The organism is Pseudomonas putida (assembly GCA_029953615.1).
In the GTDB taxonomy this organism is placed as follows: domain Bacteria; phylum Pseudomonadota; class Gammaproteobacteria; order Pseudomonadales; family Pseudomonadaceae; genus Aquipseudomonas.
In genome coordinates this window covers 572,666-593,155 of sequence record CP124529.1, presented here as the reverse complement: position 1 = coordinate 593,155, position 20,490 = coordinate 572,666, and the positions used below count along the sequence as shown (strand labels likewise).

The following is a 20,490-nucleotide window of genomic DNA, read 5'->3' as shown; positions in this document are numbered from 1 at the left end:
GACACCACCGACCCTGTGGGAGCGGGCGTGCCCGCGAAGGCGTCAGCTCAGGCAACATCGTTGTCCCTGCTGGCCTCTTCGCGGGCACGCCCGCTCCCACAGGAGAGATGCGGTGCTTCAGATCAAGGTCTCGATCCGCAGCGTGTTAGTCGACCCCGGCTTGCCGAAAGGCACACCAGCAGTGATCAGCAGCGTGTCGCCACGGCTGGCCATGCCTTGCGCCTGGGCGATTTCCAACGCGGTAGACACAACCTCATCAACCTGGCGCAGGCGGTCGTTGACCACCGAGTGCACGCCCCACGCCACGCTCAGGCGGCGCGCGGTGGCCAGGTTCGGGGTGAGGTTGAGGATCGGTGCCCGTGGCCGCTCGCGTGCTGCGCGCAGGGTCGAGGCGCCCGACTCGCTATAGTTGACCAGCACCGCCACCGGCAGGATGCCGCTGATACGACGGATAGCGCAGCTGATGGCGTCCGACACGGTGGCCTCGGCCTTCGGCCGGCCAACATCGAGCTGGGCCTGGTAGTCCGGGCCGTTCTCCACCTGGCGGATGATCTTGCTCATCATCTGCACGGCTTCCAGCGGGTACTCACCCGAGGCGGTCTCGGCCGACAGCATCACCGTATCGGCACCTTCGGCCACGGCGTTGGCCACGTCGGTGACTTCGGCACGGGTCGGCGCTGGCGAGAAGCGCATGGATTCGAGCATCTGCGTGGCCACCACCACCGGTTTGCCCAGCTGGCGGCAAGTGCCGATGATGCGTTTCTGGATCTGCGGCACGCTTTCGGCCGGCACTTCCACGCCCAGGTCGCCACGGGCCACCATGATCGCATCCGCAAGTTCCGCGATGGCTTGCAGCTGTTCGACTGCCGATGGTTTCTCGATCTTGGCCATCAGGTAGGCGCGGTCGCCAATCAGCTGGCGTGCTTCAACGATGTCCTCTGGGCGCTGCACGAACGACAAGGCTACCCAGTCCACGCCCAGCTCCAGGCCGAAGGCCAGGTCACGGCGGTCTTTCTCGGTGAGCGGGGAGAGGTCGAGCACCGCTTGCGGCACATTGACACCCTTGCGGTCGGACAGCTCACCACCGGCCAGCACTTCGGTGTCGATGGCGTCGCTGTGCTTGGCAGTAACGCGCAGGCGCAGCTTGCCGTCGTCCAGCAGCAGGTCCATGCCTGGCTCGAGGGCAGCGATGATCTCGGGGTGCGGCAGGTTCACCCGGCGGCTGTCGCCCGGGGTGTTGTCCAGGTCCAGGCGCAGGGCCTGGCCGCGTTGCAGTTGCACTTTGCCGTCGGCAAAGCGGCCGACGCGCAGCTTCGGCCCCTGCAGGTCCATGAGGATACCCAGCGGGTAGTTCAGTTGCTGCTCGACTTCGCGGATCCACTGGTAGCGCAGGGCATGGTCGGCGTGCTCGCCGTGGCTGAAGTTGAGGCGGAAGATGTTCACCCCGGCTTCGACCAGTTGGCGGATGTCGTCGATGCCTTTGATCGCAGGGCCAAGGGTGGCGAGGATTTTGACTTTTTTATCAGGCGTCATGATTGGGCAGTCTCGAGGATCAGGATGGCGCGGAAGTCGTTGACGTTGGTGCGGGTCGGCTCGGTGACGATCAGCGCATCCAGCGCGGCGAATTAGCCGTAGCCGTTGTTGTTGTCCAGCTCGTCGCTGGCCGACAGGCCCAGGGCTTCGGCGCGGGCGTAGCTGGCCGGGGTCATGAAGGCGCCGGCGTTTTCTTCCGAGCCATCGATGCCGTCGGTGTCACCGGCCAGGGCGTACACGCCCGGCAGGCCCTTGAGGCTTTCGGTGAGGCTGAGCAGGAACTCGGCATTGCGCCCGCCACGGCCATTGCCGCGTACGGTCACGGTGGTTTCGCCGCCAGACAGGATCACGCAGGGCGCCTTCAGCGGCTGGCCGTGCTGAACGATCTGCCGGGCGATACCGGCGTGCACTTTGGCCACTTCGCGCGATTCACCTTCCAGGTCGCCCAGGATCAGCGGGCTGAACCCGGCCTGGCGGGCTTTGACCGCGGCGGCTTCGAGCGATTGCTGAGGTTTGGCGATCAGCTGGAAGTGGCTGCGGGCCAGGGCCGGGTCATCGGCCTTGACGGTTTCCGAGGCTGGGTTGTTGAGCCAGTCGATAACGGCTTTGGGCGCTTCGATGTTGTAGCGCTTGAGAATGGCCAGGGCATCGGCCGAGGTGCTCGGGTCGGCCACGGTAGGGCCGGAGGCGATCACGGTGGCGAGGTCGCCGGGTACATCGGAAATGGCATAGGTGTAGACCGTGGCCGGCCAGCAGGCCTTGGCCAGGCGGCCGCCCTTGATCGCCGAGAGGTGCTTGCGCACGCAGTTCATCTCGCCGATGGTGGCGCCGGATTTCAGCAGCGCCTTGTTGATCTGCTGCTTGTCGGCCAGGGTCAGGCCTTCGGCGGGCAGGGCCAGCAGCGCCGAGCCACCGCCGGACAGCAGGAAGATGACGCGGTCGTCTTCACTGAGGTTGCTGACCAGTTCCAGCACGCGCTTGGCTACCGCCAGGCCGGCGGCATCGGGGACCGGGTGGGCGGCCTCGACCACCTCGATCTTCTGGCAGTTGGCGCCATGGCCGTAACGGGTTACGACCAGGCCGGAGACTTCGCCCAGCCAGCTTTTCTCGACCACTTCGGCCATGGCGGCTGCGGCCTTGCCGGCGCCGATGACGATAACCCGGCCGCTGCGGTCGGCGGGCAGAAAGGGTTCGAGGACTTGACGGGGGTGGGCGGCGGCGATGGCTGTGTCGAACAGCTCGCGGAGAATTTTTTGCGGATCGACCGACATGGCAGGCTCCCAATTATTGTTGTTCTGCACAATCAAAAACGCCCCTGGAACTGCCTCCGTGCAGGCCGAACCAGGGGCGGGTGTTGCTCGGTGCCACCGTTGAACCTGTGGTCGCAGGTTCAAAGGTGTTGAATTCATCGCCGGCAAGCCAGCTCCCACAGGTACAGCACAGGATTTAGGGATTGTGCGGTCCCTGTGGGAGCTGGCTTGCCGGCGATTGGGCTGCGCAGCAGCCCCCGAATTCGAATTACTTGTCGTCGCGGATCGAGAAGTTGGCCATGTGCTCCAGGCCTTTGATCAGCGCCGAGTGGTCCCAGTTGCCGCCGCCCAGGGCCTGGCAGGTGTTGAACACTTGCTGGGCATTGGAGGTGTTGGGCAGGTTGATGCCCAGTTCCTTGGCGCCTTGCAGGGCCAGGTTCAGGTCCTTCTGGTGCAGGTTGATGCGGAAGCCTGGGTCGAAGGTGCCCTTGATCATGCGCTCGGCGTGCACTTCGAGGATCTTCGACGAAGCGAAGCCGCCCATCAGTGCTTCACGTACCTTGGCCGGGTCGGCGCCGTTCTTGGCGGCGAACAGCAGGGCTTCGGCAACGGCCTGGATGTTCAGGGCAACGATGATCTGGTTGGCCACCTTGGCGGTCTGGCCGTCGCCGTTGCCACCGACGCGGGTGATGTTCTTGCCCATGGCTTCGAACAGCGGCAGGGTGCGCTCGAACGCTTTCGGGCAGCCACCGACCATGATGCTCAGGGTCGCAGCCTTGGCACCGACTTCGCCGCCGGACACCGGGGCGTCCAGGTAGGCAGCGCCGGTGGCCTTGATTTTCTCGGCGAAGGCTTTGGTAGCGGTAGGGGAGATCGAGCTCATGTCGATCACCACCTTGTTCGGGCCCACGCCTTCGGCCACGCCGTTGTCACCGAACAGGACGCTCTCGACCTGCGGGGTGTCGGGGACCATGACGATGATGAACTCGGCTTCCTGGGCAACTTCTTTCGGGTTGGCCAGGGCCACGGCACCGGCGGCGATCAGGTCGGCCGGGGCAGCGTCGTGGTGGGTGGAAACGAAGATGCTGTGACCTGCTTTCTGCAGGTTCTGCGCCATGGGCTTGCCCATGATGCCGGTGCCGATGAAACCGATTTTAGCCATGAGAATGTGCCTCTTTGTATTTGTAATGTCTCAAGCAGACCGCAATCCCTGTGGGAGCGGGCATGCCCGCGAAACAGGCGACTCGGTGGATGGCACCGGCTATGCCGGTGTTCGCGGGCATGCCCGCTCCCACAGGGTTTCGTGTTTCACAGGGGGCTAGCGTTCAGCCGTTCAGATTGCGTTATGGGTCTTCAGCCAGCCCAGGCCCGCTTCGGTGGTGGTCAGCGGCTTGTACTCCGCGCCCACCCAGCCCTGGTAGCCGATGCGGTCCAGGTGCTCGAACAGGAAGCGGTAGTTGATCTCGCCGGTACCTGGCTCGTTGCGGCCGGGGTTGTCGGCCAGCTGGATGTGGTTGATCAGTTTCAGGTTGGCTTCCATGGTGCGCGCCAGGTCACCTTCCATGATCTGCATGTGGTAGATGTCGTACTGCAGGAACAGGTTGTCGCTGCCCACTTCGGCCTGGATTTCCAGGGCCTGCTTGGTGGTGTTCAGGTAGAAGCCGGGGATGTCGCGGGTGTTGATCATTTCCATGACCAGGCGGATCCCGGCGGCTTTCAGCTTGTCGGCGGCGTAGCGCAGGTTCTCCACGAAGGTCTTGCGCACGGTGGCGCAGTCCGGGCCTTGTGGGCGAATGCCGGCCAGGGCGTTGACCTGGGTATTGCCCAGCACCTTGGCGTATTCGATGGCCTTGTCGACCCCGGCGCGGAATTCCTCGACGCGGTCGGGGTGGCAGGTGATACCACGCTCACCTTTCGACCAGTCGCCCGCAGGCAGGTTGAACAGCACCTGGGTCAGGCCGTTGGCGTCCAGCTGCTGCTTGATTTCGGCAGCGCTGAAGTCGTACGGGAAGAGGTATTCGACGCCGCTGAAACCAGCATCGGCGGCAGCCTTGAAGCGGGCCAGGAAGTCCTGTTCGGTGAACAGCATGGACAGGTTGGCAGCGAAGCGAGGCATGAGTTGTCTCCTTGCGATGAAGGCCCCCAGGGCGTGCCTGGGGGCGTCAGGCGATCAGTCCAGCAGCGAGATGGCGGTTGGCGCGTCGTTGCCGACCAGGGCCAGGTCTTCGAACTCGTTGACCGCGTTGATCTCGGTGCCCATGGAAATGTTGGTCACACGCTCGAGAATCACTTCGACCACCACCGGCACGCGGAACTCTTCGGCCATCTTCTGGGCCTTGAGCAGGGCAGGGGCGATCTCGGCCGGTTCGAATACGCGGATGGCCTTGCAGCCCAGGCCTTCGACCACGGCGACGTGGTCGACACCGTAGGTGGCGGCGTCGGTCGAGTTGATGTTCTCGAACGCCAGTTGTACACAGTAATCCATGTCGAAGCCACGTTGCGCCTGGCGGATCAGGCCCAGGTAGGCGTTGTTCACCAGTACGTGTACGTATGGCAGGTTGAACTGCGCGCCCACCGCCAGCTCTTCGATCATGAACTGGAAGTCGTAGTCACCCGACAGCGCGACGACCTTGCGCTTCGGATCGGCTTTGACAACGCCCAGCGCGGCAGGGATGGTCCAGCCCAGCGGGCCGGCCTGTCCGCAGTTGATCCAGTGGCGTGGCTTGTAAACATGCAGGAACTGCGCGCCGGCGATCTGCGACAGGCCGATGGTGCTGACGTAGCAGGTGTCCTTGCCGAATACCTGGTTCATTTCTTCGTAAACGCGCTGCGGCTTGACCGGCACGTTGTCGAAGTGGGTCTTGCGCTGCAGGGTGGCCTTGCGTTCCTGGCAGTCTTCCAGCCAGGCCTTGCGGCACTTCAGCTTGCCGGCGGCTTTCCACTCGCGGGCCACTTCGAGGAACACGTCCAGTGCCTTGCCGGCGTCGGAAACGATACCCAGGTCCGGGGTGAACACACGGCCGATCTGGGTCGGTTCGATGTCCACGTGCACGAACTTGCGGCCTTCGGTGTAGACGTCGACGGAACCTGTGTGGCGGTTGGCCCAGCGGTTACCGATACCGAACACCAGGTCGGACTTGAGCAGGGTGGCGTTGCCGTAGCGGTGCGAAGTCTGCAGGCCGACCATGCCGACCATTTGCGCGTGGTCGTCCGGGATGGTGCCCCAGCCCATCAGGGTCGGGATTACCGGTACGCCGGTCAGCTCGGCGAACTCGACCAGCTTGTCGCTGGCGTCGGCGTTGATGATGCCGCCACCGGCTACCAGCAGCGGGCGCTCGGCGTCATTGAGCAGGGCCAGGGCTTTCTCGGCCTGTACGCGGGTGGCGGACGGCTTGTGCACCGGCAGCGGCTCGTAGGCGTCGATGTCGAATTCGATTTCGGCCATCTGCACGTCGAACGGCAGGTCGATCAGTACCGGGCCTGGGCGGCCGGTGCGCATTTCATAGAAGGCCTTCTGGAAGGCGTAAGGTACCTGGCCCGGCTCCAGAACGGTAGTGGCCCACTTGGTCACCGGCTTGACGATGTTGGTGATGTCGACAGCCTGGAAGTCTTCCTTGTGCAGGCGGGCACGTGGGGCCTGGCCGGTGATGCAGAGGATCGGGATGGAGTCGGCGGAAGCACTGTAGAGGCCGGTGACCATGTCGGTGCCGGCAGGGCCGGAGGTGCCGATGCACACACCGATGTTGCCCGGGTTGGCACGGGTGTAACCCTCGGCCATGTGCGAGGCGCCTTCGACGTGACGAGCGAGGACGTGATCGATGCCACCGACTTTCTTCAGGGCCGAGTACAACGGGTTGATGGCAGCCCCCCGGGATGCCGAACGCGGTATCTACACCTTCACGGCGCATGACCAGAACGGCTGCATCGATTGCTCTCATTTTGCTCATGGTTTGTGCCTCATCGATTTTGTAATTGTATACAACTTGCTTTGTGCCAGAGTGTATTCACGGCTGGCCGCTTAGGTCAACGGGTTTTCGTCGGCGGATGTCGCTTTCGTCCGAGCGCCCATGAAAACGGAGGTTTGCGCCATCGCATACGATCGTTTCAAAATATTGTATACAAAAATACATTTCGTTGTGTTCTATTTGCTCTATCGGTTTTCAACTGCCCTCAGGGCTTCTCACAACAAGAAGAGGACCTTTCCATGAACGCTTTGAACCTGAAAGTCGCGGTCAGCCTGGTGAATGCCGCGCTGGCGGCGGGCCGCAAGATTAATGCTGCGCCACTGACCGTGGCGGTGCTGGATGCCGGCGGCCATTTGCTGGCGCTACAGCGCGAGGATGGCGCCAGCCTGATTCGGCCGGAGGTGGCTACCGGCAAGGCCTGGGGGGCGATTGCCCTGGGCAAGGGGTCGCGCCTGTTGGCGCTGGACGCACAGCAGCGGCCGGCATTTTTTGCCGCGCTGAACGGGTTGGGCGAGCGGCCGGTGGTACCGGCGCCGGGTGGCGTGCTGATTCGTGATCAGGACGGCAAGGTGCTGGGTGCTGTCGGGATCAGCGGGGATACGTCGGATATCGACGAGCAGTGCGCGATCAGTGCGATCGAGGAGGTGGGGTTGAAGGCGGATGCGGGTGTAGCAGCCTGAGTCTCTATTGCCTGTTCCGGCCCTATCGCCGGCAAGCCAGCTCCCACAGAGCCGTCACAGACCTTGAAATCTGTGGTGTACCCTGTGGGAGCCGGCTTGCCGGCGATGGGCTGCAAAGCAGCCCCACTGGCCCTGTCAGGCCACCTCGGGCTCACAACCCTTGAGCACCATGCGGATGATGGTCTCGGCTGCGGCGTCATAATCGCTGTCGGCGAGCTTGGCCTTGCCGGTTACCGCAGAGATCTGCCAGTCGAAATCGGCATAGGTCTGGGTCGCTGCCCAGATGCTGAACATCAGGTGATGCGCGTCCACATGGGCGATCTGCCCGCGGTCGATCCAGCGCTGGATGCACTCGATGTTATGCCGCGCCTGTTCGTTCAGCTGCGCCACCTGGTTCGGCGACAGGTGCGGGGCGCCGTGCATGATCTCGCTGGCGAACACCTTGGACGCATGCGGCAGGTCGCGGGAGATGCGGATCTTCGAGCGGATATACGCACTCAGCACTTCCTTCGGGTCACCGTCGGCATTGAACGGGGTCGACGCCTGCATGATCGGTGCGATGATGCTTTCCAGGACCTCGCGGTAGAGATTGTCCTTGGATTTGAAGTAGTAATACACGTTCGGCTTGGGCAGGCCGGCCTTGGCTGCGATATCGCTGGTCTTGGTGGCGGCGAAGCCCTTGTCGGCGAATTCCTCGCTGGCTGCGCGCAGGATCAGTTCCTTGTTGCGCTCGCGAATGGTGCTCATGGTCAGGGATCTTCCTCGTGTCTGGCCACCTCTAAGAGGGATCGGGCATGGTAGCACCGGGCTCGACGGGCGCTCAAGGCAGCGGCTTTGGGCTAGACTCCGGCTCATTCATACATCTGGAAACATCTGAAATGGCAGGAAGCAGTCTACTGGTACTGATCGATGACATCGCCACGCTGCTGGACGACGTCTCGCTGATGACCAAAGTCGCGGCAAAAAAAACAGCGGGTGTGCTTGGCGATGACCTGGCGCTCAACGCCCAGCAGGTAACCGGGGTACGTGCCGATCGCGAGTTGCCTGTGGTGTGGGCGGTGGCCAAAGGGTCGCTGGTGAACAAGGCCATTCTGGTGCCGGCGGCACTGCTGATCAGCGCGTTCATTCCGTGGGCGGTAACGCCGTTGCTGATGCTGGGCGGTGCCTACCTGTGCTTCGAAGGCTTCGAGAAGCTGGCGCACAAGTTCTTGCACAGCAAGGAAGAGGATGAGGCCCATCATGCGGCGCGCAAGGAGGCCGTGGCCGATGCCAGCGTTGACCTGGTGGCGTACGAAAAAGCCAAGATCAAGGGGGCCGTGCGCACCGATTTCATTCTGTCGGCAGAGATCATAGCCATTACCTTGGGCATCGTTGCCGACTCGCCGTTGTCCCAGCAGATTATTGTGCTGTCCGGGATCGCCGTTGTCATGACCATCGGTGTTTATGGCCTGGTGGGCGGTATCGTCAAGCTCGATGACCTGGGATTGTGGCTGACCCGGAAGGCATCACGCCTGGCCCGGGCGGTGGGTAACGGCATCCTCAGGGCCGCGCCGTACATGATGAAAAGCCTGTCGGTAATCGGCACTGCGGCCATGTTCCTGGTCGGTGGCGGGATCCTGGTGCACGGTATCGGGCCGCTGCATCACGCCGTCGAGGCGTTCAGCGAAGGGCGTGGCGGGGCGTTGACCGTGGCGCTGCTTAACGGCGGTGTCGGGGTTGTGGCCGGTGCCGTGGTGCTGGCGGTGGTGGGCATTGCGGGGAAATTGTGGCGGGCGGTTCGGCCGGCCAGTTGAGTTGCATGGCCGGGGCTTTGCCCCGGTTCGCGGGCAAGCCCGCTCCCACAGGTACAGCGCAGGCCTGAAGGCAGCGCGGTCGAGGTGGGAGCTGGCTTGCCGGCGATGGGCCGCAGCGCGGCCCCAACGCTTCAGGTCAGAAGTGAACCTTGACCAGGAAACTCATGGTGTTCTGATCAGTGGTGAAGGCATCGCTGTCCTTGATGCCGTACTTGTTCTTCCAGTAGTCGTACTCCACACCCACATACAGCTGCTTCTCGCCCAGGTGCAAGGCCTTGCCCAGGTCATACTTGATCTGCGGGTTGAAGTGCAGGTTGGCCTGGTAGGTGCCGCGGCGGTTCTCGTCGTTGTCCACCACCCAGTCCATGAAACCGTCGATCAGCACATCGGACGAACCGACCGGAATGGTGTAGGACCACACCGGGGTGATCTGCCACACGTTGTCGCCTGCGCGGCTGCCGTCGGTGGTGCGGTTGTAGAAGTTCAGCTGGAAGTAGTCGAAGCCAGGAATATCCAGGTCGAAGCCAGGGCCGATCAGGTACGACTCGGTATCACCTTCGCCGAACTCGTAGGTCATCGCCAGCAGTACGTCCTTGACCGGGCCGAACGCCAGCTTCTGGTCGAAGATCTTGCCAAACGACAGGCGCGGGCTGATTTCGCCGTAGTAGGTGTTCGGGCCATTGCCTGCATCTTTCTGGCCCTGGTAGAAAATCTTGTCGACAAAAATGAAGTTATCGCCGTACTTCCAGGCATCAGCGTGCTCGAAGGTCACGGTTTGCTGGATCGACGGGTTGACCTTGAAGTTCTTGCCCCACAGGTAGGTCAGGCTGTTGTTCTGCCATTGCAGCAGGTCGCCGCCGAAGGTGGTGCCACAGGCCAGCAGGCCGCCGGCGAGGATCAGGCTGTTGATGGTACGCATTGCGAGTGTCGCTCCCTTGATTGATCTATTGTCAGCGCTTGTTGTTGGCGCTTTTTTGTCTTTTGAGTCAGCTTTTTTCGATTGGCCACAGCTGTTTGGCAAGGGTTGAGCCAACTTTCCTGGGTTGGCAAAACTTTCCTGCTCGACTTCGTTCTGAACGGATGAAAAGGGTCTTTCAGGCTGGCAACACGTTGGCCAACCGCCCGAATTCATTGACTGAGCGGTCAGTAAACGCAGGCAGAATCCCTTCTGCCCTGATCGAGGGGGCGCGCAGATTACTGGCTTGCGCGCCTTGCCTCAAGTGCTCCGTCCTGGAGCAGTGTGGTACAAACTTGTGCGTTTGGTCAGTTTTTTAGAAGTGCACTTTGATCAGCGCACTGGTAACGCTCTGGTTGCTGTCGATGTTGCCCTGGCTGTCGATGCCGTACTTGTCTTTCCAGTAGCTGTACTCGATGCCTACGTACAGCTGCTTGGCGCCCAGGTTCAGGGCTTTGCCCAGGTCGTACTTGACCTGCGGGTTGAACTGCAGGTTGGCGTGGTAGGTGCCACGGCGGGTCTGGTCGTTGTCGACCACCCAGTCCATGTAACCGTCGATCAGAATGTCGGATTTGCCCACCGGGATGGTGTACGAGAAGGCTGGGGTGATCTGCCAGACGTTGTCACCGGGGCGGCTACCTTCGGTGTTGCGCAGGTAGAAATTGAGGGTGAAGTAGTTGAAACCGGGGATGTCCAGGTCGAAGCCGGGGCCGATCAGGTAGGCCTCGTTATCACCCTCGCCACGCTCATAGGTCATGGCCAGCAGCACATCCTTGATCGGGCCGAACGCCAGCTTCTGGTCGAAGATCTTGCCGAACGACAGGCGCGGGCTGAACTCACCGTAGTAGCTGGTCACGCCTTTGCCCGGGTCGGGCTTGCCGTTGTAGAAGACCTTGTCGACGAACATGAAGGTATCGCCGTACTTCCATTTGTTGGCGTGCTCGAAGGTCACAGTCTGCTGGATGCGTGGGTTGACCTTGAAGTCCTTGCCGTAGAGGTAGGTCAGGCTTTCGCCATGCCACTGCAGCCATTCGCCTGCGTGGGCGGGAAGGGTGGCCAGCAGGCTGCTGCCCAGCAAGAGGGACGAGGTGATGCGTTTCATGTTGTGGTTCCCGGACTTATTGTTTTTTTTGGGTTTTTTTGGCGCGCAGGCGCCCCGGGCGGCCCATTCCGGCGGGCCGACGGTGTAGCGTTTACGGCAGATTCGAGGCGGGGCGGCAGTGCGCCGCCCCCCTTTGCTCAGTGCTGGTGACAGACGTCGTTGTGCGCCGCGCGGTCGGCACCACCGAGAATGTTGAACAGCACGTTCAACACCAGGGCACTGACCGTGGCCATGGCGATGCCACTGTGGGTGATGGGTTCCATCCACTGGGGCATCTGCGCGAAGAACTCCGGACGCACCACGGGGATCAACCCGAAGCCGACGCTTACCGCAACCAGCAGCTGGTTGCGACGGTCGCCGATGTCCGCTTCCTGGAGAATCTTGATCCCGGTGGCGGTGACCATGCCGAACATGGCGATGGACGCGCCGCCCAGTACCGCAGGCGGGATCGAGGCAATCAGGAAGGCCGCCTTGGGCAGCAGGCTGAGCAGGATCAGCAGCGCGCCGGCCACGATGGTGACATAGCGGCAGCGCACCCCGGTCATCTGCACCAGGCCGATGTTCTGGGCGAACGAGGAGTGGGTGAACGTGTTGAAGAAGCCGGCGATGAACGACGCGCCGGCGTCGCACAGCAGGCCGCGACGCAGCATCCCAGGGGTAACTTCACGATCGGTCACCTTGCCCAGGGCCAGGAACATGCCGGTGGACTCGACGAAGATGATCACCACCACCAGGCACATGGACAGGATCGGTGCCAGGCTGAAGGTCGGCATGCCGAAGTGCAGCGGGGTTACCACTTGCAGCCACGGTGCGTCGTTCAGGCCCGACAGGTCGACCATGCCGATGGAGCCGGCCAGGATGTAGCCCAGGCCCATGCCCACCAGTACCGACACGTTGACCCAGAAACCGCGCATGAAACGGTTGATCAGCAGGATTACCGCCAGCACCAGGCCGGCCACCAGCAGGTAGATCGGTGAGCCGAAGGTATCTGCCTGTTGGCCGCCACCAGCCCAGTTGACTGCCACCGGGAACAGCGACAGGCCGATCGAGGTGATCACCGTGCCGGTGACCAGTGGCGGGAAGAAGCGTACGACCTTGGACATGAACGGCGCGATCAGCATGCCGAAGAAGCCGGCGGCGATGGTCGCGCCGAAAATCCCCTGCAAGCCCACGCCGGGCATGCCGGCCATGGCCACCATGCTGCCGACGGCAGCGAAACTGGCACCCATCATCACCGGCATGCGGATGCCCACCGGGCCGATACCGAAGGACTGGATGATGGTGGCGACGCCAGCGACCAGCAGGTCGGCGTTGATCAGGAAAGCGACTTCTTCACGGGACAGCCCGGCGGCCTGGCCGATGATCAACGGCACGGCGATCGCGCCGCCATACATCAGCAGAACGTGTTGCAGGCCAACCAGGATCAATTGGAACAGGGGCAAGGGCTCGCGCGGCGGCGCAACGGGGATGTACGCCTTGCGTGACTCGGACATGCAGCACCTCGAGTTTTGTTTTTATTCTCGGATCCAAGCGCCGGCTTCAGCGGCAGGCCCGGTGGAGGCAGCCTGGGGTTCCCGCTAGAGCTCGAACGCTCGATGCTTGCTTGTTGCGTAATACATGAAACCTGAGGCTGGCTTTGCCGGCCTCTTCGCGGGCACGCCCGCTCCCACAGGGGGAGGTGATCCCCCTTGGGAACGGGTTACCTGGCGAGGTGCTATCAGTTGACCGGGGCGCCTTTGGCGATCCAGTCACCGACCAGCTTGCGCTCTTCGGTGGTCATCTGGGTGATGTTGCCCAGCGGCATGATCTGGCTGGCGACCGCTTGCGCCTGGATGCGCGCTGCCTGGGCCTGGATCTGCTGCGGGGTGTCGAACATCACGCCGGCAGGGGCGGCGCTGAACAGTGGGCTGGTCGGCTTGGACGAGTGGCACACGGTGCAGCGTTCCTGGATGACGTTGTGGATCTTGTCGAAGCTTTCGCCGCCAGCCTGGGCCGCGGCCTGGGCAGGGGCTTGAGCCGGTGCGGCAGCCTTGGTGGCGTCCTCGGCGCGTTGCTCGGCAGCGGTCTTGCCGCCTACCGCGGTCGCGGGCAGTGGCTGGTACTCGATCTTCGCCGCGGCTTGCTCAGGGCTGACGGCCATCGGTTTCGGACCGGTGACGTAGGCCAGGCAGATCATCGCCAGGGCGCCGACCGGCAGGGTCCAGGCGTACTTGTTGCTGTCGTGGCGGGTGTTGAAGTAGTGACGGATCAGGACCGCGGCTACTGCTATACCGGCCAGGATCAGCCAGTTGTACTGGCTACCGTAGGTGCTCGGGAAGTGGTTGCTGATCATGATGAACAGCACCGGCAGGGTGAAGTAGTTGTTGTGGCGCGAGCGCAGCAGGCCCTTGGCCGGCAGTACCGGGTCGGGCGTCTGGTTGTTCTCGATCGCTGCCACCAGCTGGCGCTGGGCCGGCATGATGATGCGGAACACGTTGCCGACCATGATGGTGCCGATGATCGCGCCGGTGTGCAGGTAAGCACCACGGCCGCTGAACACCAGGCTGAAGCCCCAGCAGGCGGCGATGATCAGCACGAACAGTACGGCACCGAGCAGCGCTGGCTTCTTGCCCAGCGGCGAGTCGCACAGGAAGTCATAGATGAACCAGCCGGCGATCAGCGAGCCGATACCGATGGCCACGCCTTCGGCACCGCTGAGGGTGCTGCCAGGGGCCAGCAGGTAAAGGGCCGGGTTCCAGTAGAACACCACGCACAGCAGGGCGATACCGGACATCCAGGTGAAGTAGGCTTCCCATTTGAACCAGTGCAGGTTCTCGGGCATTTTCGGAGGGGCGAGCTTGTATTTTTCAAGGTGGTAGATACCACCGCCGTGAATTGCCCAGAGATCACCCGACAACCCATCGCGCGGGTTGCTTCGGTTCAGGTGGTTCTCCAGCCAGACGAAGTAGAACGATGCACCGATCCAGGCGACGCCGGTGATCATGTGAACCCAGCGAATGCTCAGGTTCAGCCATTCGTGAAGGTGTGCTTCCACAGTATGTACCTCTTGCCGGTCACCCGCTCGGGCAACGCCCTTGAATGACCGACCTTTTCTTATTGGTGGGGATTGAGGACCAGCATCTGTTCCTCGGTGAAGTAATGCTCGTCGCAGTTGTTGCCGGAACCACTGCGATCAACCACCAGGAAGTCATCCCGCTTTTCGATCGTCAGCACCGGGTGGTGCCAGACGCCGCGATGGTAATTAACGCCCTGCCTGCCGTTACTGCGGAAGGCGCGGACCAAGCCTGATACAGGTGCATCGCCAACTGGCGCGACCACGATCAGAAAGGGGTTGCCGAGCAGCGGGATAAAAGCCTGGCTGCCCAGCGGATGGCGTTCCAGCATGCGCACGGTCAGCGGCATGTCCAGCGCGTCGGCGCGGAAGATGCTGATGATCGCCTTGTCTTCAGGCTCGGCGGTTTCGACCGTGGCGAGCTTGTGAAAGCGCATGGTCGAGCCGTTGTTGATCATGAAGTGGTCGCTGCCGTCGGTTTCGATCACGTCTCCGAAAGGGGCGAAGGCTTCTTTGGTCAGGGGCTCGATCATCAGGGTGCGCATGCGGATATCTCTTCTATTGTTCGTTTTTCTGAATAAGGTTCGGCTGTTGCTTACAACTGCAGCAGGCGGAACAGGGCGATCAGGTTGATCTGCGCCAGGGCTTCCTTGAATTCGGCATCGGCATCGTTGTGGATGCGTTTTTCGAACGAGGCGAGGATCTGGTGCCGGTTGCTGCCTTTAACCGCCATGATGAACGGGAACTGGAACTTGGCCTTGTAGGCGTCGTTCAGCTCGGTGAAACGGGCGAACTCTTCGGCGGTGCACTGATGGATACCGGCGCCGGCCTGCTCGTTAGTGCTCGATTCGGTCAGCTCGCCCTGGATGGCGGCCTTGCCGGCCAGGTCCGGGTGAGCGTTGATCAGCGCAAGCTGGTCGGCGTGGTTGGCGCTGAGCAGGATGTCGCTCATGCGCTGGTGCAGCGCCTCGATCTCGTCCAGCTCACCCAGCTGGCCCAGGTCGTAGGCTTTTTCGGCAACCCACGGCGAGTGCTCGTAGATGTCGGCGAAGGCCTTGACGAAGGCGTCGCGGTCCAGGGTGGATGGCTTGAGGGTGTTGAAGGCGGTCATCAGGCGTTCTCTTTCTTGTACGGGTGGGTGGCGTGCCAGTGGCGGGCGATGTCCACGCGACGGGCGAACCAGACCTGGTCATGGCTTTTTGCGTAATCGACGAAGCGCTTCAGTGCGGCCAGGCGTGCCGGGCGGCCGACCAGGCGGCAGTGCAGGCCGATGGACAGCATCTTCGGTGCTTCGGCGCCTTCGGCGTACAGCACGTCGAAGGCGTCTTTCAGGTACTGGAAGAACTGCTCGCCGCAGTTGAAACCCTGTACCTGGGTGAAGCGCATGTCGTTGGTGTCGAGGGTGTACGGGATTACCAGGTGCGGCTTGCCGGTGGGGTTGTTCGGCTCCCAGTAGGGCAGGTCGTCGTCATAGGTGTCGCTGTCGTACAGGAAGCCGCCTTCCTCCATCACCAGGCGGCGGGTGTTCGGGCCGGTGCGGCCGGTGTACCAGCCCAGCGGGCGCTCGCCGGTGATTTCGGTGAGGATGCGGATGGCTTCGAGCATGTGCTCGCGCTCCTGGGCCTCGTCCATGTACTGGTAGTCGATCCAGCGGTAGCCGTGGCTGCAGATTTCATGGCCGGCCTCGGCCATGGCACGGATCACGTCGGGGTGACGCTGGGCCGCCATGGCCACGGCAAAGATGGTCAGCGGCACGCCGCTGTCCTTGAACAGCTTCAGCAGGCGCCACACGCCGGCGCGGCTGCCGTATTCGTACAGCGATTCCATGCTCATGTTGCGCACGCCCTGCAGTGGCTGGGCTGCGACCATTTCCGAGAGGAACGCTTCGGACTCCTTGTCACCGTGCAGGATGTTGCGTTCGCCACCTTCCTCGTAGTTGAGGACGAAAGACAGCGCGATGCGAGCGTTGCCCGGCCATTGCGGGTGAGGAGGGTTGTTGCCGTAACCGATCAGGTCGCGAGGGTAGTCAGCGCTCACTGCAGTCTTCCTTCTTGTGCGTTTGTGCGGGGGTGGGCGGGGCCGCGTCGGGATGTCGCACCACCGGATGGGCTGATTGTATACAACTTCTGAAATCTTTTGTAAGCCTGTTTTTCCGCATTTCTTCCCTTTTGTCGCTTCGTAGCGACCAGGAAAAACAGTGCAAGAAACCTGCCTGATTGGTCAGTAAATGACATTGGGGTCGGCCAGGTACCTGCATTTGCGACCGATGGGTCGTTTCTGGGCAAGAATCCCGGGGCAGGGCAGAAGGGCTCAAAAAATTGTGTACAATTTGGCGATGGAATGTCTTAATGGTGTCATTCCCGCACATCACAGGCCATTTGCCGTGATGATGGCCGTGTATTTTTTGCCCACAGATTGAACAAGAGGCGACAAGCAATGGGACGTTTGACCACACACGTACTGGATGCCGCGCATGGCTGCCCGGGCAGCTCGATCAAGGTCGAGCTGTACCGCGTCGAAGGCCAGCAACTGGAGCTGGTGAACACTGCCCTGACCAACAGCGATGGCCGCGTCGATGCCCCGCTGCTGCAGGGTGACGATTACCGTACCGGCGTTTACCAGCTGCAGTTCAGCGCTGGCGAGTACTACCGCGCTCGCGGTGTACAGCTGCCGGCCCAGGCGTTCCTGGATGTTGTCGTGCTGCGCTTTGGTATCGATGAGCAGCAAGAGCACTACCACGTGCCGCTGCTGATCTCGCCGTACAGCTATTCGACCTATCGTGGAAGCTAGTTGGTCGCTAGAAGAATCTTCGTAGGTCCTTTGGCCCGCTCTCACACTGGCGGGCTTTTTTTCGTCTGCCGTTTTTATATGCTCTTTGAAATAACTCCTTCTGCTGACGACTGATATTTTTGTCAGTAGCTTCGTTTGAGTGGGTCTGAAATGATCCCCTGCGAAATCGCATTTCAGGATTTATATTATGAGCACTAAAAACGCGTATTCGCCCTACGGTTATCATTTGCTTGGTCAGGATGCTCTCGGTTTCAACGGTGAACAACTGGATTCGCTTACTGGGCATTACCATCTGGGTAAAGGTTATAGATCGTACACTCCAGTTTTGATGCGTTTCCTGAGTGCGGACAACTTGAGCCCGTTTGCCCAAGGCGGCTTGAACGCTTATGCCTACTGTCTGGGTGATCCCGTGAATAACCAGGACCCAAGCGGTCACGGTGTCTGGGACAGACTGCTGGGGCGAGCACCGGTCGTTATCAAAAAACCTACGTTCAGTAGAGTTTTTGGGTATCACGCGACAGATGGTTGGAATGTATCGTCGTTGCTAGGCGGACTGAAACGTGGCCATTCACTCGAAGGTCGACGATCTCTGAATGAAGGGGTGTATTTCGGAAGAACCCGTGGAAAAGTTAAACCGTATCAAGAACAGGCTATTGATGGTGTGATCTTGACGGGGATGGTTCAAGACGGCGTCAGTCTGGTTCCGGGGCTGGGCTTCGAAGCGGACCCGGGTGGGGTAATAGTGATTAAGCCAGCGGCCTATGAAGTCATCCAGATGGTTAAAGAGGCCCCGCCAGAGGCGGCGTTCATCGATCTCCCTCTGACGGGCATTTTCGCAACACAAAAAACGACATCAAACCAGCCAGCAGGTAAGGGCGCCGAAGCGCCCTCTGTTGAAAAGGCAAGGATCAGAGGAAAATGAACTTGGCAATGAAGATCACGCACAGCACCCACAGGCTGGCAGAGATTTCCTTGTACTTGCCGGTACCCGCCTTCAGCGCCACATAGCTGATGAAGCCCAGGGCAATACCGTCGGCGACCGAGAAGGTCAGCGGCATCATGATCACGGTAACGATCGCGGGGATGCTGTCGGTGGCTTCATCCCAATGGATATGCGCCATGCTGCCCATCATCAGCATCGCCACGTAGATCAGCGCGCCTGCAGTCGCATAGGCCGGAATCATCCCGGCCAGCGGGGCGAAGAACATTGCCGCGATGAACAACAGGCCGACGACCACCGCCGTCAGCCCAGTACGACCACCAGCGGCCACACCGGCAGCACTTTCCACATAGCTGGTCACCGGTGGTACGCCAACCACCGCTCCGAACACGCTCGAAGCACTGTCAGCTTTCAAAGCCCGCGACAAGTTCTCGATGCGCCCGTCCGGCGCCACCAGGTTGGCCCGCTGCGCCACGCCCATCAGCGTGCCGGCGGTGTCGAACATGTGCACGAACAGGAAGGCCAGCACCACGCTGATCATGCTGACGTTGAACACGCCGGCAACGTCCATGGCCATCCAGGTCGGTGCCAGGCTCGGCGGCATCGACATCACCCCGCCGAATTTCACCAGGCCCAGGCCCCAGCCGGCCAGGGTGACCCCGATGATGCTGATCAGGATCGCACCGAACACCCGCTTGTAGCTGAGGATGGCGATCAACAGGAAGCACAGCGCCGCCAGCAGCGGCCCAGGTTCATGCAGTGAACCCAGCTTGATCAGCGTGGCCGGGCTGTCGACGATGATGCCTGCCGTTTTCAGGCCGATCAGCCCGAGAAACAATCCGACGCCGGCCCCCATGGCATGGCGCAGGCTGACCGGGATGCTGTTGAGCAACCATTCGCGCACTTTCGACAAGGTCAGGAACATGAACAGCACACCCGAGACGAATACCGCCCCCAGCGCGGTTTCCCAGTTGTAGCCCATGGTGCCGACCACGGTGTAGGTGAAGAAGGCGTTAAGCCCCATGCCCGGCGCCAGGCCCACCGGCCAGTTGGCGTACAGGCCCATCAGCAGGCAGCCCAGCGCGGCGGCGATGCAGGTGGCGACAAAGGCGGCACCGTGGTCGATGCCGGCGTCGGCCATGATGTTGGGGTTGACGAAGATGATGTAGGCCATGGTGATGAAGGTGGTCACCCCGGCGATCATTTCGGTTTTGACAGTGCTGCCGTGTTGCTTGAGTTTGAAAATCCGCTCCAGCCAGCTCGTTTCGAGCGGTGGGGCAAGATCCAGCGTAGGGGCGTCGGATTTGCGGCTTTCCACAGCGAGTACTCCTCAAGTCTTTCTTGTTGTTCTGGAGCCATGGGCCTGCGCAATGCACTTGGCGGCTCCGCGAGGGAAGGCAGACGTCTGACCGGTTTGTTGACTTGCGGGTCAAGAAGTTGCTCGGTGGATTATGCTTTTGTGTACAAAGAATGCAAATAATGTTTTATCTTTTGTGCGCGCAATGTGCCGTACAACGGCTATATAGGTAAAAGGCCACCTGCAGAAACGGCTCAGCCTGTGTACAATGGCGCCATACTTTCCTTCGTGCCTCGAGAGCCCATGAACGAACAGCTGCAACCTCTGAAGAAACCTGCGCGTGCCGGCAAGGCTGGCCGCAGTGGTACCCAGGACGACATCGTCTACGCGCATATTTTCGAGGCGATCCTCGAGCAGCGTCTGGCACCGGGCACCAAGTTGAGCGAGGAAGCGCTGGGCGAGATCTTCGGCGTCAGCCGCACCATCATCCGTCGCGCCTTGTCGCGCCTGGCCCACGAAAGCGTGGTGCTGTTGCGGCCTAACCGTGGCGCGGTGGTGGCCAGCCCGACGGTGGAAGAAGCCCGCCAGGTGTTCTTCTCCCGGCGCATGGTCGAACGTGCCATTACCGAACTGGCCGTGCAGCACGCCACCCTCGAGCAGCTCAACGAGCTGCGGCAGATGGTGCGTGAGGAGCGCGACAGCTTCTCCCGTGGCGACCGCGGTGCCGGCATCCGCCTTTCCGGCGAATTCCACCTCAAGCTGGCCGAGGCTGCCGGTAATGCGCCGCTGGTCAGCTTCCAGCGCAGCCTGGTATCACAGACTTCGCTGATCATTGCCCAGTACGAAAGCGGCAACCGTTCGCATTGCTCGTATGACGAGCACATGCAGCTGATCGATGCCATCGAGGCGCGTGATGCCGAGCAGGCGGTGAGCCTGATGATGCACCACATGGACCACATCGACAGCAAGCTGAACCTGGACGAGGAGAGCGCCTCGGACGATCTGCATGCTGTGTTCTCGCATTTGCTGAAAAAGCCCAAGGTTTCCGCCAAGGGTTGATCGTTTGCCTGGGTGATCGTGGGGCCGCTTTGCGGCCCATCGCCGGCAAGCCAGCTCCCACCCCGACCGCGCTG

The 20,490-nt window shown here is 61.7% G+C and carries 16 protein-coding genes and 3 pseudogenes; 5 read left to right on the top strand and 14 right to left on the bottom strand.

All coding sequences use genetic code 11. The annotated features are described in order from the left end of the window. Positions 1–117: 117 nt before the first annotated feature. The 5 genes and pseudogenes from pyk to gcl form a co-directional block, all read right to left on the bottom strand. The gene (gene pyk, locus QIY50_02700) at positions 118–1,533 is read right to left on the bottom strand and encodes a pyruvate kinase (protein WGV21206.1); all 1,416 of its coding nucleotides are present in this window, start codon (positions 1,531–1,533) and stop codon (positions 118–120) included. Continuing rightward, positions 1,530–2,804, bottom strand: a pseudogene (locus QIY50_02695) (glycerate kinase). Before QIY50_02695 ends, pyk begins: the two are co-directional and overlap by 4 nt. A gap of 247 nt (positions 2,805–3,051) precedes the next feature. Next, a complete protein-coding gene (locus QIY50_02690; GenBank protein WGV21205.1) occupies positions 3,052–3,945 on the bottom strand; it encodes a 2-hydroxy-3-oxopropionate reductase in 894 nt (297 codons plus the stop codon). 171 nt (positions 3,946–4,116) lie between these two features. Beyond that, entirely contained in the window at positions 4,117–4,899 is a 783-nt protein-coding gene (gene hyi, locus QIY50_02685) for a hydroxypyruvate isomerase (GenBank protein ID WGV21204.1), read from the bottom strand. A gap of 54 nt (positions 4,900–4,953) precedes the next feature. Then, positions 4,954–6,730, bottom strand: a pseudogene (gene gcl / locus QIY50_02680) (glyoxylate carboligase). A 257-nt stretch (positions 6,731–6,987) separates the two neighbouring features. Here gcl and QIY50_02675 point away from each other — a divergent pair. After that, positions 6,988–7,428 (top strand): heme-binding protein, encoded by a 441-nt coding sequence (locus tag QIY50_02675; GenBank protein ID WGV21203.1) that lies wholly within the window; start codon positions 6,988–6,990, stop codon positions 7,426–7,428. Positions 7,429–7,563: 135 nt separating this feature from the next. On the opposite strand, the gene QIY50_02670 is transcribed toward QIY50_02675, so the two are convergent. Beyond that, the gene (locus QIY50_02670; protein WGV21202.1) at positions 7,564–8,175 is read right to left on the bottom strand and encodes a TetR/AcrR family transcriptional regulator; all 612 of its coding nucleotides are present in this window, start codon (positions 8,173–8,175) and stop codon (positions 7,564–7,566) included. 131 nt (positions 8,176–8,306) lie between these two features. Here QIY50_02670 and QIY50_02665 point away from each other — a divergent pair, with 131 nt between their 5' ends. Beyond that, positions 8,307–9,221 carry a DUF808 domain-containing protein gene (locus QIY50_02665; GenBank protein ID WGV21201.1) on the top strand — a complete coding sequence of 305 codons (915 nt, stop codon included), beginning with the start codon at positions 8,307–8,309 and terminating at the stop codon, positions 9,219–9,221. Between the two features lie 136 nt (positions 9,222–9,357). Here QIY50_02665 and QIY50_02660 read toward each other — a convergent pair whose 3' ends face one another. The 7 genes from QIY50_02660 to puuE form a co-directional block, all read right to left on the bottom strand. Then, complete coding sequence (locus tag QIY50_02660) at positions 9,358–10,140, bottom strand: outer membrane protein OmpK (GenBank protein ID WGV21200.1); 783 nt, start codon at positions 10,138–10,140, stop codon at positions 9,358–9,360. Positions 10,141–10,492: 352 nt separating this feature from the next. Next, a complete protein-coding gene (locus tag QIY50_02655) occupies positions 10,493–11,278 on the bottom strand; it encodes an outer membrane protein OmpK (protein ID WGV21199.1) in 786 nt (261 codons plus the stop codon). 137 nt (positions 11,279–11,415) lie between these two features. Beyond that, positions 11,416–12,771 (bottom strand): nucleobase:cation symporter-2 family protein, encoded by a 1,356-nt coding sequence (locus QIY50_02650; protein ID WGV21198.1) that lies wholly within the window; start codon positions 12,769–12,771, stop codon positions 11,416–11,418. A gap of 224 nt (positions 12,772–12,995) precedes the next feature. Then, on the bottom strand, positions 12,996–14,312 hold the full coding sequence (locus QIY50_02645) for a urate hydroxylase PuuD (protein WGV21197.1): 1,317 nt from the start codon (positions 14,310–14,312) through the stop codon (positions 12,996–12,998). 59 nt (positions 14,313–14,371) lie between these two features. Further along, on the bottom strand, positions 14,372–14,875 hold the full coding sequence (locus QIY50_02640) for an ureidoglycolate lyase (protein WGV21196.1): 504 nt from the start codon (positions 14,873–14,875) through the stop codon (positions 14,372–14,374). A 50-nt stretch (positions 14,876–14,925) separates the two neighbouring features. After that, positions 14,926–15,441 carry a 2-oxo-4-hydroxy-4-carboxy-5-ureidoimidazoline decarboxylase gene (uraD, locus tag QIY50_02635; protein WGV21195.1) on the bottom strand — a complete coding sequence of 172 codons (516 nt, stop codon included), beginning with the start codon at positions 15,439–15,441 and terminating at the stop codon, positions 14,926–14,928. Then, complete coding sequence (puuE, locus tag QIY50_02630) at positions 15,441–16,367, bottom strand: allantoinase PuuE (GenBank protein WGV21194.1); 927 nt, start codon at positions 16,365–16,367, stop codon at positions 15,441–15,443. Before puuE ends, uraD begins: the two co-directional genes overlap by 1 nt. A gap of 399 nt (positions 16,368–16,766) precedes the next feature. Between puuE and uraH the strand changes: the two genes are divergently transcribed. Then, entirely contained in the window at positions 16,767–17,120 is a 354-nt protein-coding gene (gene uraH / locus QIY50_02625; GenBank protein WGV21193.1) for a hydroxyisourate hydrolase, read from the top strand. Positions 17,121–17,325: 205 nt separating this feature from the next. Continuing rightward, positions 17,326–17,568 (top strand): annotated as a pseudogene (locus tag QIY50_02620) (RHS repeat-associated core domain-containing protein). Between the two features lie 460 nt (positions 17,569–18,028). Here the strand turns inward: QIY50_02620 and QIY50_02615 are convergent. Further along, positions 18,029–19,348 carry an NCS2 family permease gene (locus QIY50_02615; GenBank protein ID WGV22994.1) on the bottom strand — a complete coding sequence of 440 codons (1,320 nt, stop codon included), beginning with the start codon at positions 19,346–19,348 and terminating at the stop codon, positions 18,029–18,031. A 312-nt stretch (positions 19,349–19,660) separates the two neighbouring features. Here QIY50_02615 and QIY50_02610 point away from each other — a divergent pair, with 312 nt between their 5' ends. Then, on the top strand, positions 19,661–20,416 hold the full coding sequence (locus QIY50_02610) for a GntR family transcriptional regulator (protein ID WGV21192.1): 756 nt from the start codon (positions 19,661–19,663) through the stop codon (positions 20,414–20,416). Positions 20,417–20,490 lie beyond the last annotated feature (74 nt).

Bases quoted from the DNA above. Each gene is read 5' to 3' on its own strand.
- pyk (WGV21206.1), bottom strand. From the start codon at position 1,533: ATGACGCCTGATAAAAAAGTCAAAATCCTCGCCACCCTTGGCCCTGCG.
- QIY50_02610 (WGV21192.1), top strand. From the start codon at position 19,661: ATGAACGAACAGCTGCAACCTCTGAAGAAACCTGCGCGTGCCGGCAAG.
- QIY50_02670 (WGV21202.1), bottom strand. From the start codon at position 8,175: ATGAGCACCATTCGCGAGCGCAACAAGGAACTGATCCTGCGCGCAGCC.
- QIY50_02665 (WGV21201.1), top strand. From the start codon at position 8,307: ATGGCAGGAAGCAGTCTACTGGTACTGATCGATGACATCGCCACGCTG.
- QIY50_02640 (WGV21196.1), bottom strand. From the start codon at position 14,875: ATGCGCACCCTGATGATCGAGCCCCTGACCAAAGAAGCCTTCGCCCCT.
- QIY50_02660 (WGV21200.1), bottom strand. From the start codon at position 10,140: ATGCGTACCATCAACAGCCTGATCCTCGCCGGCGGCCTGCTGGCCTGT.
- QIY50_02690 (WGV21205.1), bottom strand. From the start codon at position 3,945: ATGGCTAAAATCGGTTTCATCGGCACCGGCATCATGGGCAAGCCCATG.
- QIY50_02655 (WGV21199.1), bottom strand. From the start codon at position 11,278: ATGAAACGCATCACCTCGTCCCTCTTGCTGGGCAGCAGCCTGCTGGCC.
- QIY50_02650 (WGV21198.1), bottom strand. From the start codon at position 12,771: ATGTCCGAGTCACGCAAGGCGTACATCCCCGTTGCGCCGCCGCGCGAG.
- uraD (WGV21195.1), bottom strand. From the start codon at position 15,441: ATGACCGCCTTCAACACCCTCAAGCCATCCACCCTGGACCGCGACGCC.
- QIY50_02675 (WGV21203.1), top strand. From the start codon at position 6,988: ATGAACGCTTTGAACCTGAAAGTCGCGGTCAGCCTGGTGAATGCCGCG.
- uraH (WGV21193.1), top strand. From the start codon at position 16,767: ATGGGACGTTTGACCACACACGTACTGGATGCCGCGCATGGCTGCCCG.
- hyi (WGV21204.1), bottom strand. From the start codon at position 4,899: ATGCCTCGCTTCGCTGCCAACCTGTCCATGCTGTTCACCGAACAGGAC.